Origin of the sequence: Staphylococcus felis (assembly GCF_003012915.1) — a bacterium.
Classification (GTDB): domain Bacteria; phylum Bacillota; class Bacilli; order Staphylococcales; family Staphylococcaceae; genus Staphylococcus; species Staphylococcus felis.
Genome location: NZ_CP027770.1, coordinates 2253877 through 2269130 on the forward strand (window position 1 = coordinate 2253877; position 15254 = coordinate 2269130).

Consider the following 15254-nt stretch of genomic DNA (forward strand, 5'->3'; position numbering starts at 1 on the left):
AAAAAGACACTTTGGAACTTGTTGTTAGTCTTTTAATAAAGTTTCTTGGTATTTTAATTTTTTTATTGTACTCTTAACTGTTAAAATCCCGACAATAAAAAAGATTATAATCATGTAGAAATGACTTATGTTCATTATTAAATAAATGATACTCAATACGATACTGATTATAACGACAACTTTATTTAAAAAGCTTTGATAGCCTTCTATGACTTTAACCTCTGAAACGGGCCATACTTGTGGCCACAAACTGTAAGCTTCTTGTGTATAAAATTGTGACATTTGTAAAATAATCATATACATTGCAAGGCCACCTATCACACTGCTCACAATAGGATGACTCAACCAAATCATTAATACAGCCGTAATCACAACCAATCTTAATGTAATATTAAATGCATCCTTACCTCGAAGGAAATTTCTAACAAATAAAAATGGATACATATGGTGACTGTCGAAATGTTTGGGCGCTTTTAAAAATACATCTAAATATTTACGCCTTACTGCTGGTGCCATCATCCCTTTCACATCTGTAAACATATTTACAAATTTATAGTAGTTCATACGATGCTGTTGTGCTTGAGCAATCATTAAAGCCCAAGGAAAATGTTTTTTGGCGTTTATATTTTTTAATAATAAAATTAAAAGTATTGTAAAAACGATACTCCCAAAGCCAAAATAGCTTGATCCATCAATAATGACGTAAAACCCAGATAAATTTAAAATAAATAAAACACCATTACACGACCAATTTTCAAGTCCATATAAGTACCATTCCCATCTTAAAAACAATCCGAGCAAAGGAAGTACTATTGCTAAAATACACACAATTACAAAGTTTGTGACTTGGTTCGGATGAATTGTATTTAATAACGGAAATATGATGATTAATAATATTATTTGTAGAGAAACACGAGCAAAATAGCTCATTACAATACTTTCTCGTATATATTGTTTCATTTCCTTTTCAAAAGGTAATAAGAAAAGTTGATCAGCATCTTCCAACAATGTTTTCAAAGGAAAAATGGAAGATACAGACAAAGCTATGGAAACAATTAATGAATAATTAACACCGGATGGGACGTCTTTAAGCCACTGCCCATAGCCTAATATAAATGCTCCTAACAAAATAGTTAAAAAGATAGCAAAATGACCATTAAAGATGAATTTATTGTAATAGTTTCTTTCTTTTCGTTGCGCTTTCAATCTCTTTTTAAATAATGCTTTTGATGTAATCATGTCAATGAACGCTCTGTCACTTTAATATAAATTTCATCTAATGAACACTCTTGCATATTTGTTTGTTTCCGAAGCTCATCTAAATTACCGAAAGCGACAATTTCACCATTATCTATTATCATAAAACGATCACAGTACTTTTCTGCAGTGGCCAAGATATGTGTACTCATTAATACTGTTTTGTTCTCATCTCTTTTAGACTTCATTAAATCTAACATCGATTGAATACCTAAAGGGTCAAGTCCTAGAAATGGTTCATCAATGATGTAAAGATCGGGTTCAACAATAAAGGCACAAATAATCATGACCTTTTGTTTCATTCCTTTTGAAAAATGACTTGGAAATACATTGAGCTGATCGGATAACCTAAATACCTTTAATAATGGCTCCGCTCGATTCATAGCTGTTTCATATTCTATACCATAAGCCATGGCCGTCATTTCAATATGTTCTTTTAAAGTTAATGTATCATAAATAATTGGAGATTCAGGAATATAAGATAAACGCTTACGATATTGATTAATGTCCTCATTAATATCTATATCTGAAATGGACATTTCACCTTGCATAGGCGTCAATAAACCTAGAATATGCTTAATTGTTGTACTTTTACCCGCACCATTAAGCCCAATTAATCCTACAATTTCACCTTTTTTAAGTTCAAAATTTAAATTTTTTATAACAGGTTTTTTTCCATAACCCCCTGTTAAATGTTTGACTTTCACAGTCATGATTGACACCTCCATATCATCAATTTATTTTTTTAAATGACATACCATTATATTAAAGAACTCCATGACGAACTTCAATCAATATATTTTACAACAGTGACTCGTGCTTACTGCCTTAAACTCATGATATAATATAAAAAAACAAACAGGAGGCTATTTTTTATGAGTGAAACAATTTTTTCTAAAATCATTAAAGGTGATATTCCTAGCTTCAAAATTTATGAAAATGAATATGTCTATGCCTTCTTAGATATTTCTCAAGTATCAAAGGGCCATACACTTTTAATCCCTAAAAAACCATCTCCTAATATTTATGAAACAGATGCTGAAACAATGAAACATATTGGAGAAGCTTTACCTATCGTAGCCAATGCCATTAAAAAAGCATTCAATCCAGATGGTTTAAATATTATTCAAAACAACGGTGAATATGCATCCCAATCCGTTTTTCATATTCACTTCCACCTTATTCCACGTTATGAAAATGATATTGATGGGTTTGGTTATCACTGGGAAACTCATGAGAATGACATAGATGATACTCAAAAAGAATCTATTGCCAAAACAATCACACAATATATAAAATAGCTATATCGCATAAATTTATTGCATGTGGGTATATAATATTAAAATAGATTGAGGAGGAAAATTATGAAAGCCTTACAAATTTCTTTAGGCGTTATTGCTGGCGTAGCAACAGGATTAGGCGTTGCACTAATGAAACGTGATCATCATGTACGCATTGATAACCCAAGACCTGAACGTCCTAAAACAAATCTAGAACAAGAGCTTGATACAATAAAACTTAATATTCAAGCTATTAAAGATTATACAACTCAAATCAAATCAGAAAGTCAATCATTTGGTAGTTCCATAGGTGATGAAGTTAAAACAATGATTGGTGAATTCAAAGCCGATATCGATCCTAACATTCAACGCTTACAAGGTCATATTGAGAATTTACAAAATCGCGGTGAAGAAATGACTCATTTCCCTTCTAATAAATAGGTTTTTACATGAATGCATAAGGTTTAATATAGTATCTTATGACTATCATATTAATTCAATTCCTTGAATGATTAATTTAAAATCTATTTCTTTAATTATTCCTCGCGATTAATCAACGATAGATTATATACGCTTTTAGGGTGGGACAATAAATCTACTAGGTCAAATAGATTTCTGTTCCACCCTTTTTTATCGCTAGCTTAAGGAGGTATTCATCCATGAATAATAAAGAACGCATTGAAACCATGCTGTACACACAAAAAATCGCATTATTGTCAAAAATCATTTGGAAAAATGCCGAAAATGATTGGCAATATTGGCTCAAAAAATCTGGCATTACGATTAACGAATACATGATATTAATAACTATCTATGCCAATGAGCGCATAACGATTACCGATATTTCCAAACAAGGTGTTATGCACGTATCAACAGCCTTTAACTTTGCCAAACGATTAGAACAACAAAATTTATTAGTTCTTGAGAAGGATGTTTATGACAAACGCAACACATTTTTAAAATTAACGCATGATGGAAAAGAATTTGTCGAACAAACCCTAAATCACTATGATGAGGAGTACAATTCAATTTATAAAGCGTCAAAAACGTTTGAAAAAGAAATGTTTCATCTTCCTCATTTTAGTGATATGCACTATTTAGTTTCTAAACTTCATGGACGTCATTTTATTGACGAACTTCATATCTGTCATGAACAGATTAAAAATAAATTACTTGACGACATTTAGGTTCGGGGGGATAATACGATATATTAATGTAGAGATAAAGGAGTATGACTTATGCTGAATTGCTTACGCTCAATTGATATACATTCTCGATTTGGATTACCGCGTATCGCTTTTATAAGTTTTGTGACAGTTGTTATTACTTTCTTTATAAGTTTTGAATTATTTCACTTTAGTTCACGTGTTCCATTTACAGATCAACATTTTATACTGTTTATTGTCTTAATGTTATTTTTATATCCTTTCCATAAATTAATTCACATCTTAATGGTATTACCTTACTTTAAATATTTGCGCATAACTAAATTGATTAAAACAAAATGGCTTCCACTGTACAATATATTTTTAGATAAACCCGTAAGTAAATTGTATTTTTGTATTTGTTTAATTATGCCACTCATTTTAATTACAGCGCTTTGTGTATACATTGCCCGCTTAATTCCTGAATATGGTCATTATTTTATGTTTTTATTATCTTTAAACGCAGGATACTCGGTAATGGATCTTCTATATCTCAAGGTCATTGTTTTTTCAAGACAAGGTAAATACGTTGAAGAACATATTAATGGATTTGTACTATTAGAAAAAAATTATAAATAAACTAAAATGAGTGAGCTGAGACATAGATATCAGTCATCGAAAAGCTTCGAGGTTTTCGTAAGCATTTACGAAAAATCTCGAAGTTTTTCCTTTAATTATACTTAATGCCATAATCACAAAACCGAGTTCTCATTTTACCTTGTTTAATCCTCACACCAACATTCGATTGAATTCCATAAATCCAAATACAGGTTCTACATCAAACATTTCTTTACTTGCAGATTCTTTGGGTTCATTTGCGCTTTAAAATATTCCCCATTATCATTTTCATGATTTTTTATTTGTTTTTGAATGATACGAAAGTGTCTTATTTTTTAACAATAATAGTAAATAATGACATGCATAAACAAGGAAGCGCTAAGACGTATTTTTATTAAACATCATCTTAGCGCCATTTATTTTGGGATTGATATCCCAACCTCGCCTTTATCAATTATCACAAATCTCTCATTATTTAGTCTGATATTTTACCTTCAGCTTTGGTGTTCATCCAACGATGTGTTATATTATGTGTGTTAATTTATAAAAAAGGAGTCGTCGCAATGAATAAAGGCATCAAAAAAATCATTCTTCCATTAACTGCAAGTGCTGTTTTACTTGGAGCTTGTGGTAACAATACGCCAACTTCTGAAGATGAAACACTCATTTCTTCAAAAGCTGGTAACGTCAAAGTTGAAGACGTCATGAAAGAAATTGGTAATGAACAAATTGCAAGTAATTCATTCAAAGTGTTACTAAATAAAATATTGCAAGACAAATATGGCGATAAAATTGACAGTAAAAGTATTGATAAGGAAGTAGACAGTGAAGTTAAAAAGTATGGCGGTAAAGATCAATTTAATACTTTATTGAAACAACAAGGTCTAACTATGGATGAATATAAAGAGCAACGTAAAACGATAGAGTATCAAAAAGAGTTATTAAATGAAAAAGTAGACATTTCTGACAAAGAAATTAAAGATAATACTAAAAAAGCTTCACATATTTTAATTAAAGTTAAAGAAGACAAAAATGATAAAGAGGGCTTGTCTGACAAAGAAGCGAAAAAGAAAATTGAAGATATCAAAAAACAACTGGATAAAGACCCAAGTCAATTCGATAAAATTGCTAAAAATGAATCAATGGACTCAAGTAAAGACAATAATGGTAGTTTAGGGTATGTGGTAAAAGGTCAAATGGTTGAACCTTTTGAAAAAGCATTATTTAAACTAAAAGATGGCCAACTATCAGATGTTGTTAAAACGGACTATGGATACCATATTATCAGAGCGGATAAGCCAACAGATTTTAATAAAAAGAAATCACAGTTAAAAGAAAAATTAATTCAAAATCAATTGCAAGAAAAACCAGAAATTTTGACAAATGCTTATAAAGATTTATTAGATGAATATAATGTTGACTATAAAAATAGCGACATTAAAAAAGCTATAGAAGATAATATCCTCAACCCAGAAGCGTTAAAAAAACAAGCTTCTCAAGGTCAAAGTAATTTAGGTATGTAATTTTTAACAGTATTCAAAAAAGAGACTCAAACACTCACAAGCCCTTTTCCATGGGCGGTGTTTGAGTCTCTTTTTAATTGAAAAAATACATACATTTGTTAAAAACTATATTTATTAATCTAGCTTTTCTGGTTTATAAAAACTTCTTCTATCTAACCCTAAAATACGCTCTGTAAACTGACCTTTTTGAGTCGTTTTGAATGCTTTTTCAAACATATTCATACGCGCATCAATGTTATCAATAAAGTGAAGGATTTCAGCTTCTTTAATAAGCGGTAACTTAGGTGACCCATACTCTAATTTACCGTGATGAGATAAAATCATATGTCTCAATAACATCACTTCTTCACCTTCAATACCAAGCTCTCTCGATACTTCCATGACTTCATCACTTGCTATCGAAATGTGACCAAGTAAATTCCCTTCAACAGTGTACGACGTAGCAACTGGTCCTGTTAGTTCTTTTACTTTCCCCATATCATGCAAAATAATACCACTATAAAGTAGGCTACGATTTAACTCTGGGTATATTTCACAGAGGGATCGTGCAATCCGTAACATTGTCAACACATGGTAACTTAATCCACCTAAAAAGTCATGATGATGTGAGCTCGCTGCAGGAAAAGTAAAAAACTCATTCTCATATTTGTTTAATAAATATCTAATAATGCGTTGCAAATTCGCATTTTCGATTTCAAATATATATTCTTGCATGGCATTTTTAATTTCTTCGGGTGATAAATGTGCAGAATCTATAAAGTCTTTTGCATATAAATGATCTTCTTCATTAGCAATACGATATTGATTCATTTTTAACTGTTTATTGCCACGAAAGTTAATAATATCCCCTTTTACATGAATAATCATCTCTGGTTTGATTGTCGTCAAATCTTCCTTTGACGGCGTCCAAAATTTAGTGTCTAAAATACCGCTTTTATCTTGTAATTTGATATTCATATAATCTTTGCCTTGTGCTGTTACACCTTGTGTTGCACTTTTAACTAAGAAAAAGTGGTTTACAGTATCGCCAGGATTTAACTTTTCAATATTTCTCATGATTAAAACGCCTTTCTTTTAGCTATTTCTCTAGTTTATTCAAAGTAACAAGTTGTTTTGCAGGAATATGGCTATCTCGATTACAAGTGAAATATAACACTTGGTAATTTTCTGGCATAGAACGCAAATATTTAATCATTTTACTTTTACGTTGAACATCAAAATGTACAAAGGCATCATCGATTATAATTGGTAGTGAGTAATACGGCTTGAGCGTTTTGATTAAGCTTATACGTAAAGCAATATACAGAAGTTCCTTTGTTGATTGACTAAGCTCAATTGGATGATAGATTTGTCCGTCTTTGTGTCGAACCATTAATTGATTATCATTATAAGTGACTTGCTCATATTGGCCTTCAGTCAACTCATGATATATATGAGTGGCTTCATTCACAACTTGAGGAAGTCGTTTATTTTTAATTTGCTTAATATGTTCATCCACTAACGCTTCTAAATAACTTAATGCAGCCCAGTCTTCTGCTTTTTCATTAAGCTGATTCCGTAATAATTGAAAACGATGTCGAAGTTGTCTTAACGTGTCATCTGTTTCCATATGATTGATTTGAGCCGTTAAATCACTTACCTCAGATTGCAATTCTAGGAAATTTTCATTATACGTATCAATTTGATCAGATAATTTTTCAAATTCCGTTTCTAGTTGCACTGTTGTTTTTTCGCTCAGCTTTGAACTTTTTTCATACCCATAATCTTGATTTTCTAAGTACAATGTTAAATCATTAAATCGACTTAAACGTGTTTGATATGTTTGATAACGATCAAAGTGTTTATAATAACTTTCTTCATCTAAAGCGCCAATCGAACTAAATAAGTTTTGAATAACTAAATGATTTTCCTTTAGTCGAGATTTTAAATGTTTAACTTCATTTTGAATTAAATCAATCTGCTCTTGATTTCGTTCAAAACGTGCGCTATCACTTTGAACTCGTTTAATCCATTCCCTTAAATCATGGAACATCGCCTCAGCATTAAAATGATCAAATATCATTTCTACTTTTTCTTTTGCCTGAGTGTAAAATTGTTCAAGTGACTGCACCAAATGACTTTCTGATTCTTTAAGTTCATTTAAATGCTCTTGATGCTCATTAATTTTTTGTATTGTATGAAAAGCATCCACTAATAAATCATTAGATAAGTTTTCAGATACATGTATGTTCGCTTTGATGTCATTAATTTTTCGACGTGATACATCTATATTCTCTTCTGTTTGTTTTAATTGTTGTAATATGTTTTGAAATTTCAGTGTTAGTATCTTTAAACTTTGCTTACGCTGTGCAACTTGATCACGTAATTGAAATTGATGATTTAAGTTAAAGTCTAAATTATACGCATTTTCGAGGTGAGTAACTTGATTTTCTAATTCAGTTATCTCGTCTGCAAAGCGTTGATTATAACTAACCTCTTTCGATTTAGTTAAAAAGAGACCTAACAAGCATAATACCGCTAACACTGCAAATGCTGCACTAAATAACAAATTGCTAGTAACAAATGCAAAAGTGGCTAAACCCAGTGAAACAACTGCTAAAAACACTAACATTATTCGCATAAAATGCTTTTTCTTTTGCTTTTCATTATATTCTTGTTCAAATGTTTCTTTCATTTTCGTGAATAAGTTTCGCTTTTCATTGAGTTCTAATAGCTGTTTTTCATGAATTTGCTTTTTCTCAAAATCTTCTTCGGATACGAGTTGATTTTCTAAATCATTGATTTCATTTTCATATGTTTTTGTTTCAATTTGGTATTCATCATGCGTATGCTTTAATCGTTGGATTGTTAAAAGTTGTTCATCGTACTCTTTTAATAAATGACTCGTATAACTCACTTGAACTTCAGATGTATCCAATCCTTCATACACCTTATCCCAACCTATATTGTGGCACAATCCTTCTAAATCCCGTTGATGATGATCGATATCACGACGCATTTGCTTTAAATCAAACTCATCTTGCTTAATCGATTCTTCCTTTTTGGACAACGCTTCTATTTGTTTAAAGTGATCTGCTTTTGGAATACTAAGAGCTTGATTATCGTGTTCTAATTGAATCCTTTTTTCCTCACGTAAACCAATATCACGTTCTAATTGTTGTGTTTGAAATTTAGCTGCTTCGTATCGATCAATGCCTTGTTCTGGAAATGCTAGCGGTTCGATATTTAAGTCACTTTCAAGTCCCTTCCACTCTTGAACTTGATCATGCAATGCGAGTTCTTTTTGTTTTTCTTCATAAAATTGATTCAGATGACTTAAATTTTGCTTTAAAGTATCTAATCGCTTTTGACTTTTATCTCTCGTTTCAGTCAATCTTTGATACGTTTCAAGCTCAGATGATTTATCACGAATCTGAAGTTCCAGGTTTTTTAATTCCTCGATTTGTCGGTTGATTTCGGGATTTTGACCGGCTTTTTTATATAGTTCTTGTTTTTTACTACTGATCAAGTCTCTCATACCGATAAATTCAGTAGAGCCTAAAGCACCTGCTTGCATTAGGAAGTTTTGTAACTGATTTTCAGTTAAATGTTTATGGATATCTTGAAGACCTAAAACACTAAATGAAAAAATCGATTGATACGTTCGTTTATCAATAAAATTCAAGTGCTCTTTTAACCATGATTCATCTTTAATCGAACCATTTGGAAGATATACTTTGACGTCGCCTTGTGCTGACCCTTTGACTCTTTCCACCACAATCTCACTTGAATCATCCATAATGAGTGTTACACGTCCGCCATAATGGTTTCCCATACGTGGCTCTAGTCTTGGTTCATGCTCGCGTTTTGTTGGGAAACCGAATAATATAGAATGAATAAATGCCTGTAGCGTTGATTTACCTGCTTCATTCTCACCATAAATTTCGGTAAAGTACTCGTTAAATTCTACACGTCGTTGGACAAATTGACCATAACCATAAATTTCAACTGACTTAATTTTCATAATTTATTCGTCCCCCTTTAGCTCAGTGTAAATGATATTTTCGGCACGATTGATTAATGCTTCTCGGTCATATTTTTGAAAATGATCAAGATACTTTGATGCTTTAGGATTCATATACAAATCTTGCAATGCATTTTCGTATATATCATCTTGTAACAACAATTCTTGAGGGAACTCTTTAGATATCGATGTTCTGACAAGTTCAGTATAATGAATGATTAATTCATCGATAAACACGAAATGATGCTCATTTTCCTCATAATCAGCAATCATTTCTTTAACTTGGTTAATCGTTTGTGAATCAAAGCGGTTGTCCCCACTTACATTGACTTGCAAACGATATATGGCACGTCCTAAATGACGCACACTATTTTTAAATGTTTGAATTTTTTCATACAGATACTGACGATTCGTATTTTCAACTTCAATCACTGCACTATCAAAACGCACAAAGTGAGTGGGTACAAATTGCGTCTTGAATTTAATATGATCTCCTTCGACAAGTAAGCAGCCTTTTTCACCTTGTTCTTTAAAGTGACGCCCTTGAATGTTCCCAGGATAATGAATTTCTGGCAAATCACTCAGCTGTTCACGTTTATGAATATGACCCAAAGCCCAGTAATGATATAGCTTTGAATTTAAGTCTTCTAATCGAAATTCTGTATAGCGATGGCTTTCTGAAGACTTACTATACGTACCGTGCAATAAACCAATATGAATCACATCACGGTCTTCATTCGTTGGAAATTCATCTACTTTATTTTCATAGCTTTCACTATTTTGATAGCTAAAACCATGAAAATGTATTGTTTCCCCATTTTTCGTAATCGCTTGATATGTTTCTACTTTATTTGAGAAAACCGTCACATTTTCTGGTAATTCTGTTGTAATACGCTCAGATAATGGATCATGATTCCCATGAATAATGTATGCAAAAATCTGCTCTTTTTGAAGCCTTTCCATTTGTTCTTTAAGGAATATTTCTGATTTCAATGTACGATTTCGATTATCAAATACATCCCCACAAATCAAAACGAAATCGACTTCTTCTCTTAATGCCAAATCAATAATTTTTTTAAAACTCTCGTATGCACTATTTTCCATATCTTTAACGATATTCGGACTTGAAAATTGTTTTGATGCAAATGGACTGTCTAGATGCAAATCTGCACAATGAATAAACTTAACCATTCATGCATTCTCCTTTAAATAAATATACTTTTATATTTTTTTAGTAAACTTTTATGTATTCTTATATTTTATCATAATTACGGGTCGATGAGGATATAAAAAAGACAAACCTGTCTTTCTACAAGATAGGTTTGTCTAAAAGATAAGACTAGGATAACATTGCCTCAGTCTTCATTATTTACCCTTAGTCAGCGTAAATCTCATCTAAAGGTTTTACGATGATTTGGTTGATTTCTTGGAATACTTGGCTCATTTTTTGTTCAGCAGCCATTAATTCAGAAATGTTTTCATCTTTTTCAATTTGTTGAGCTTGGTCTTGAGCTTGTTTAAGGTCATCTTCAGCGATTTCTTCACCTTGCATTTGTTTTTGTTGGAACTTCAGTTGTGTTTCACGGAATTCATCAAATAATTTTTTTGATTCATCATTTGATTTTACCTTATCATAAGCTTTTTTAATTGCTTGATATTCATCACTTTCACGTAATGCTTGTTCTAAATTGTTTGCATAATCATATAAATTTACAGCCATAGTCATACCGCTCCTTAATAATATCAAAGTGTGTGTCTGAGAATGTAATCTATATTCTCCATTCTCTTTCCTTGCTTACAATACCATATTTTTTAATGTTATACAAAGATTGCAATCAATCCTTGGAAAAGACCCACAATACCTCCTAAAACAAATCCCAGTAGCATTATGAGTTTTAACTCTTTATTTGCAATTTCAAATATCAACCTTTCAATATAATCGAGCTCGAATCGATTAATTTGTTCCTCAACAAGTCCACGAATATTGACCTGTTTCAAAATAGAGGTTAATCGATTGGCTAAAAGTGATATTACTAACTGGCTGATTTTACGAACACCTTTGTCATCTAATGCATTAAATAAATCTGGGAAAACTTGACTTACAGGTTGATGGACACGTTTAGATAGATTCACTTGGGAGATCGAATACGAAATCATTTGATGTTTTAAATCATTAAATTGGTTTCTATCTACTATATCGCAAAGAGGCATTCTTTTTAATCTATTATATTCTTTTTGGATTTGCTCTTTTAGAATATGTTGCGCTTTAGGTTGTTCTGTTAAACGCAACAACTCAATTTGAATACGTTCAGCGATAGCTTCTTGCGTCATGAACATCTGAAGCATCCCTATGATTTTTCCTTTTTCTACAAAAAATGACTCTAACATATCGAGAATGTCTGTATATCCTTTGTCAGAATTTAAATACGCTTTTGCTCTTGCTAATAAAATATCGCTGACTGTTTCTATTTTTTGATCTATTTTCTCTACAATTGATGCTGGAATCACATCGGTTAACTTTTGATGCTCATGCTCCAAATATTTCAACGTTAACTTTTGATCCATCAATTGCGTTATCCAAGCCGTTCCTTTTTCCGCAACGTCAATATTTAGATGTTCAGCTAATGTTTGTAAAGTCGTTTCATCTTTTCTTAAAAGTTCGACTTGACGATGTATCGTTTCATCCATTACGCTTATCATATTTTTAGAGTTTAGCTTTTCTCTGATTAATGACTCAGTTAATAAATGTTCTTCTACGACCTGACCTATTTTAGTTGCAATCTCTTCACGTCTTTTAGGGATCAATCCAGGTGTAAAAGGCATTCTTTTACCAAATATATAGTAAGCTTTGAAAGGATGAAACAACATTTTTACAGCAATCATATTCGTTACGCCACCAATAATTGCGCCTATAATGATCATGACAATAATTGTTAAAAACGGTGTCATTATAGTCTCTCCTTTTTCAAATTTAAATGATTTGTTTCAATACCCTGTTCTCTACTCATATCATCATTTCTATAAAAAATAGCGAGACTCATCTAAGTAGATATTAGATTGGTTGTCTCGCTCTGAGGAGTTATCTTATTATTTAACAAAAATCAGTGAGCGGTTCTCTTGATATTCTCCCCACATATGTACACTGAAATCGGTTAGCTTTTATATTAAACTATGCGCGAATAAGATCTTCTTTTACATGGCGCTGAAAGTAAGTCTCAGCTTCTCTAAGTTTTGGCGTACCAAAAACAGGCTGCTTATCAGTATCTAAAACACGGTATAACTCACTGACCTTATTAGCTTGTAATATAAAGCCGCCTTTACTATCTAATGTATCCCAATAAATATCACTCACTGTTGAATGTTTGGGATATGCAGCTTGATTACGTGAAATCGTCTGTATAATTTCAAGCGGATCGCAACCAAATGTACTATTAAGGACTTCTGAATCCCTAAATAACGCACAAATCGACACACACGTTGTCCAGTTAGGTAAAACACGCTCTTTCTCAATTTGTACTAATGTCTTTTTCGATAATCCTATCGTTAATGCCATTGTATCTTGGGTATACCCCGCTTCAATACGTACCATTTTAAACTTGGTTTGAATTAATTCAGTGAAACTTTGTCTATCCATTTATTCTAACTACCTTTCTTAATAAAATTTATCCGCACACAAGATATTGCAATTATACACAATTCTTGAAACACAAATTACATAATAATACAAAAAACAGAAAATGGGAAGAGCCATTTTACAGAAACAAATGACTCAATGAAAAGCCATAATAGTCTTAAAACTCTAACACAACTTTTCATTTATATTTAAAACCATTCATCTTATGAATTCCTTTTAACTGTCATGCTTAATATTATCTGATATACTGGTCATTAAAGTATATGGGAATTGAAGTTGATAAATATTGACTTGCTTTGATTAAGCCTATCATATTTGGTAACTTCTCCTTTAAATGAATATATCACACATATACAGACTTTGAATTATGAGAAAAGGAGCACAACAATGGTTTTAATATGGATTTTGGGCTTAATGATTGCTTGCTTCATCGTTGTAGGTGTTTTAAAGAAGTCACATTGGCTCTTTAATATTCTCGCAGCAGCGTTAACGTTCGTTTTATTTATTGTTGACTTTATCATTTTCGGATGGCATCCGGAGTCAATCAAAATCATTCTTTTATGTATCATTATTATTGTTTTTGAACTCGCACATATGCGAATCAAAATGGTTCAAAAATCAAAAATGTAGCTCACATTTTCACATAAATAGATTAACTCTTGTGAATGAGCTTACAATAATAAGCAGTTCAGAGCTATCTCATTTATGCTTGATGAACATAAGAACACACTATTAGAATTGAATACTTTTTTATTTTATTGATATTATTTCCATAAACGCATCACCTTTTACTGCGCCTCTCTTAATGTCATTATAATTCACTTATAAAGCAATGATTTTGTGATGCTTTAACTAGATTTCCAGAGCTTTTAGTAAGATAATATAATAGTCGATAAGAGATAGAAGAATTTGAGGTGTCATGGATTGCAACTTAACTATAAAATTTCACAAGCTAAAAAAGGTGCTACTATTAGCATCATAACATATACCTTTCTTACTTTACTAAAAGTTTTCTACGGATGGCTATCAGATAGCCGAGGATTGATGGCTGATGGTATTAATAATGCAACTGATGTTATCAGCTCTGTAGCTATTTTAATTGCGTTACAAATTTCAATGAAACCTGTTGATAAAAACCATCCTTATGGACATTATCGCTCTGAATTCATTGCATCACTCATTGCATCTTTTATTATGTTTGCCGTTAGTGTACAAGTTATCATTACGGGTATTCAACATTTTTATCAAGGAGAATTTAAAAGTCCTAGCATCTCTTCAATAGTCGTAGGTATCATCTCAAGTCTTATGATGTTTATAGTGTTTTTATATAATCGACGTCTTTCACAAAAGGTTAAAAGTAGTGCTTTAAAAGCAGCAAGTTATGATAATTTGTCAGATGCCTTAGTCTCGATTGGTACAGTAATAGGTGTCATTGGTGTCTATCTCGGCATTCCAATGTTAGACACCATTGCAGCAATTATTATAGGATTATTAATAATGAAAACGAGTATAGATATTTTTAAAGAAACAGCAATTACATTAACAGATGGATATGATGAAGAAGAGCTAGATTACATTAAACAAATCATTCAAAAAGTTGATCACATTAAAGAAATTCGTGACATCAAAGCAAGAAGTCACGGCGTTATTTCTTTTATTGATGTCACTATAGCAGTTGACCCGCAACTAAACGTGATTGAAAGTCATGAAATTTCAGATGAAATTGAAAACCATCTTCAAAATTATCTAGGTGAAGTTGAAACGATTGTCCATATTGAGCCTTTTTTATAAAAT

General features: G+C 31.7%; 15 protein-coding genes. 7 read left to right on the top strand and 8 right to left on the bottom strand.

Going from position 1 to position 15254, the window contains the following annotated elements:
* Window positions 1-24: 24 nt before the first annotated feature.
* Window positions 25-1239, bottom strand: coding sequence for an ABC transporter permease EcsB (ecsB, locus tag C7J90_RS10580; protein WP_106465144.1), 1215 nt, complete (start codon window positions 1237-1239; stop codon window positions 25-27).
* Window positions 1236-1970 (bottom strand): ABC transporter ATP-binding protein EcsA, encoded by a 735-nt coding sequence (gene ecsA, locus C7J90_RS10585; protein ID WP_103209859.1) that lies wholly within the window; start codon window positions 1968-1970, stop codon window positions 1236-1238. Before ecsA ends, ecsB begins: the two co-directional genes overlap by 4 nt.
* Window positions 1971-2132: 162 nt before the next feature.
* On the opposite strand from ecsA, the gene C7J90_RS10590 reads away from it, so the two are divergent.
* The 5 genes from C7J90_RS10590 (at window position 2133) to C7J90_RS10610 (ending at window position 5823) form a co-directional block, all read left to right on the top strand.
* Entirely contained in the window at window positions 2133-2558 is a 426-nt protein-coding gene (locus C7J90_RS10590) for an HIT family protein (protein ID WP_103209857.1), read from the top strand.
* Window positions 2559-2621: 63 nt separating this feature from the next.
* Window positions 2622-2978 carry a YtxH domain-containing protein gene (locus tag C7J90_RS10595; protein ID WP_103209855.1) on the top strand — a complete coding sequence of 119 codons (357 nt, stop codon included), beginning with the start codon at window positions 2622-2624 and terminating at the stop codon, window positions 2976-2978.
* A gap of 218 nt (window positions 2979-3196) precedes the next feature.
* Complete coding sequence (locus C7J90_RS10600; protein WP_103209854.1) at window positions 3197-3724, top strand: HTH-type transcriptional regulator Hpr; 528 nt, start codon at window positions 3197-3199, stop codon at window positions 3722-3724.
* Between the two features lie 51 nt (window positions 3725-3775).
* The gene (locus C7J90_RS10605) at window positions 3776-4321 is read left to right on the top strand and encodes a DUF3267 domain-containing protein (RefSeq protein ID WP_103209852.1); all 546 of its coding nucleotides are present in this window, start codon (window positions 3776-3778) and stop codon (window positions 4319-4321) included.
* A 542-nt stretch (window positions 4322-4863) separates the two neighbouring features.
* A complete protein-coding gene (locus C7J90_RS10610; RefSeq protein ID WP_103209851.1) occupies window positions 4864-5823 on the top strand; it encodes a foldase protein PrsA in 960 nt (319 codons plus the stop codon).
* 114 nt (window positions 5824-5937) lie between these two features.
* On the opposite strand, the gene yhaM is transcribed toward C7J90_RS10610, so the two are convergent.
* From yhaM to xdrA, 6 genes are all read right to left on the bottom strand, one after another.
* Entirely contained in the window at window positions 5938-6879 is a 942-nt protein-coding gene (gene yhaM, locus C7J90_RS10615) for a 3'-5' exoribonuclease YhaM (RefSeq protein WP_103209849.1), read from the bottom strand.
* 22 nt (window positions 6880-6901) lie between these two features.
* Complete coding sequence (locus C7J90_RS10620; protein WP_103209848.1) at window positions 6902-9826, bottom strand: AAA family ATPase; 2925 nt, start codon at window positions 9824-9826, stop codon at window positions 6902-6904.
* A 3-nt stretch (window positions 9827-9829) separates the two neighbouring features.
* A complete protein-coding gene (locus tag C7J90_RS10625; RefSeq protein WP_103209846.1) occupies window positions 9830-11017 on the bottom strand; it encodes a metallophosphoesterase family protein in 1188 nt (395 codons plus the stop codon).
* Between the two features lie 184 nt (window positions 11018-11201).
* Entirely contained in the window at window positions 11202-11546 is a 345-nt protein-coding gene (locus C7J90_RS10630; RefSeq protein ID WP_103209845.1) for a YlbF/YmcA family competence regulator, read from the bottom strand.
* Between the two features lie 98 nt (window positions 11547-11644).
* Window positions 11645-12775: a DUF445 domain-containing protein gene (locus C7J90_RS10635; RefSeq protein WP_103209843.1), complete on the bottom strand. Its 1131-nt coding sequence runs from the start codon at window positions 12773-12775 to the stop codon at window positions 11645-11647.
* A 220-nt stretch (window positions 12776-12995) separates the two neighbouring features.
* Window positions 12996-13460 carry an XRE family transcriptional regulator XdrA gene (gene xdrA / locus C7J90_RS10640; protein WP_103209842.1) on the bottom strand — a complete coding sequence of 155 codons (465 nt, stop codon included), beginning with the start codon at window positions 13458-13460 and terminating at the stop codon, window positions 12996-12998.
* Between the two features lie 387 nt (window positions 13461-13847).
* On the opposite strand from xdrA, the gene C7J90_RS10645 reads away from it, so the two are divergent.
* Complete coding sequence (locus tag C7J90_RS10645; RefSeq protein WP_103209840.1) at window positions 13848-14090, top strand: hypothetical protein; 243 nt, start codon at window positions 13848-13850, stop codon at window positions 14088-14090.
* A 294-nt stretch (window positions 14091-14384) separates the two neighbouring features.
* Window positions 14385-15251: a cation diffusion facilitator family transporter gene (locus C7J90_RS10650; protein WP_103209839.1), complete on the top strand. Its 867-nt coding sequence runs from the start codon at window positions 14385-14387 to the stop codon at window positions 15249-15251.
* Window positions 15252-15254: the final 3 nt, after the last annotated feature.

Coding starts and splice junctions, on each gene's coding strand:
- C7J90_RS10600 (WP_103209854.1), top strand. CDS start 3,197: ATGAATAATAAAGAACGCATTGAAACCATGCTGTACACACAAAAAATC.
- C7J90_RS10605 (WP_103209852.1), top strand. CDS start 3,776: ATGCTGAATTGCTTACGCTCAATTGATATACATTCTCGATTTGGATTA.
- C7J90_RS10595 (WP_103209855.1), top strand. CDS start 2,622: ATGAAAGCCTTACAAATTTCTTTAGGCGTTATTGCTGGCGTAGCAACA.
- yhaM (WP_103209849.1), bottom strand. CDS start 6,879: ATGAGAAATATTGAAAAGTTAAATCCTGGCGATACTGTAAACCACTTT.
- ecsA (WP_103209859.1), bottom strand. CDS start 1,970: ATGACTGTGAAAGTCAAACATTTAACAGGGGGTTATGGAAAAAAACCT.
- C7J90_RS10625 (WP_103209846.1), bottom strand. CDS start 11,017: ATGGTTAAGTTTATTCATTGTGCAGATTTGCATCTAGACAGTCCATTT.
- C7J90_RS10610 (WP_103209851.1), top strand. CDS start 4,864: ATGAATAAAGGCATCAAAAAAATCATTCTTCCATTAACTGCAAGTGCT.
- C7J90_RS10645 (WP_103209840.1), top strand. CDS start 13,848: ATGGTTTTAATATGGATTTTGGGCTTAATGATTGCTTGCTTCATCGTT.
- C7J90_RS10635 (WP_103209843.1), bottom strand. CDS start 12,775: ATGACACCGTTTTTAACAATTATTGTCATGATCATTATAGGCGCAATT.
- C7J90_RS10620 (WP_103209848.1), bottom strand. CDS start 9,826: ATGAAAATTAAGTCAGTTGAAATTTATGGTTATGGTCAATTTGTCCAA.
- C7J90_RS10590 (WP_103209857.1), top strand. CDS start 2,133: ATGAGTGAAACAATTTTTTCTAAAATCATTAAAGGTGATATTCCTAGC.
- ecsB (WP_106465144.1), bottom strand. CDS start 1,239: ATGATTACATCAAAAGCATTATTTAAAAAGAGATTGAAAGCGCAACGA.
- xdrA (WP_103209842.1), bottom strand. CDS start 13,460: ATGGATAGACAAAGTTTCACTGAATTAATTCAAACCAAGTTTAAAATG.
- C7J90_RS10630 (WP_103209845.1), bottom strand. CDS start 11,546: ATGGCTGTAAATTTATATGATTATGCAAACAATTTAGAACAAGCATTA.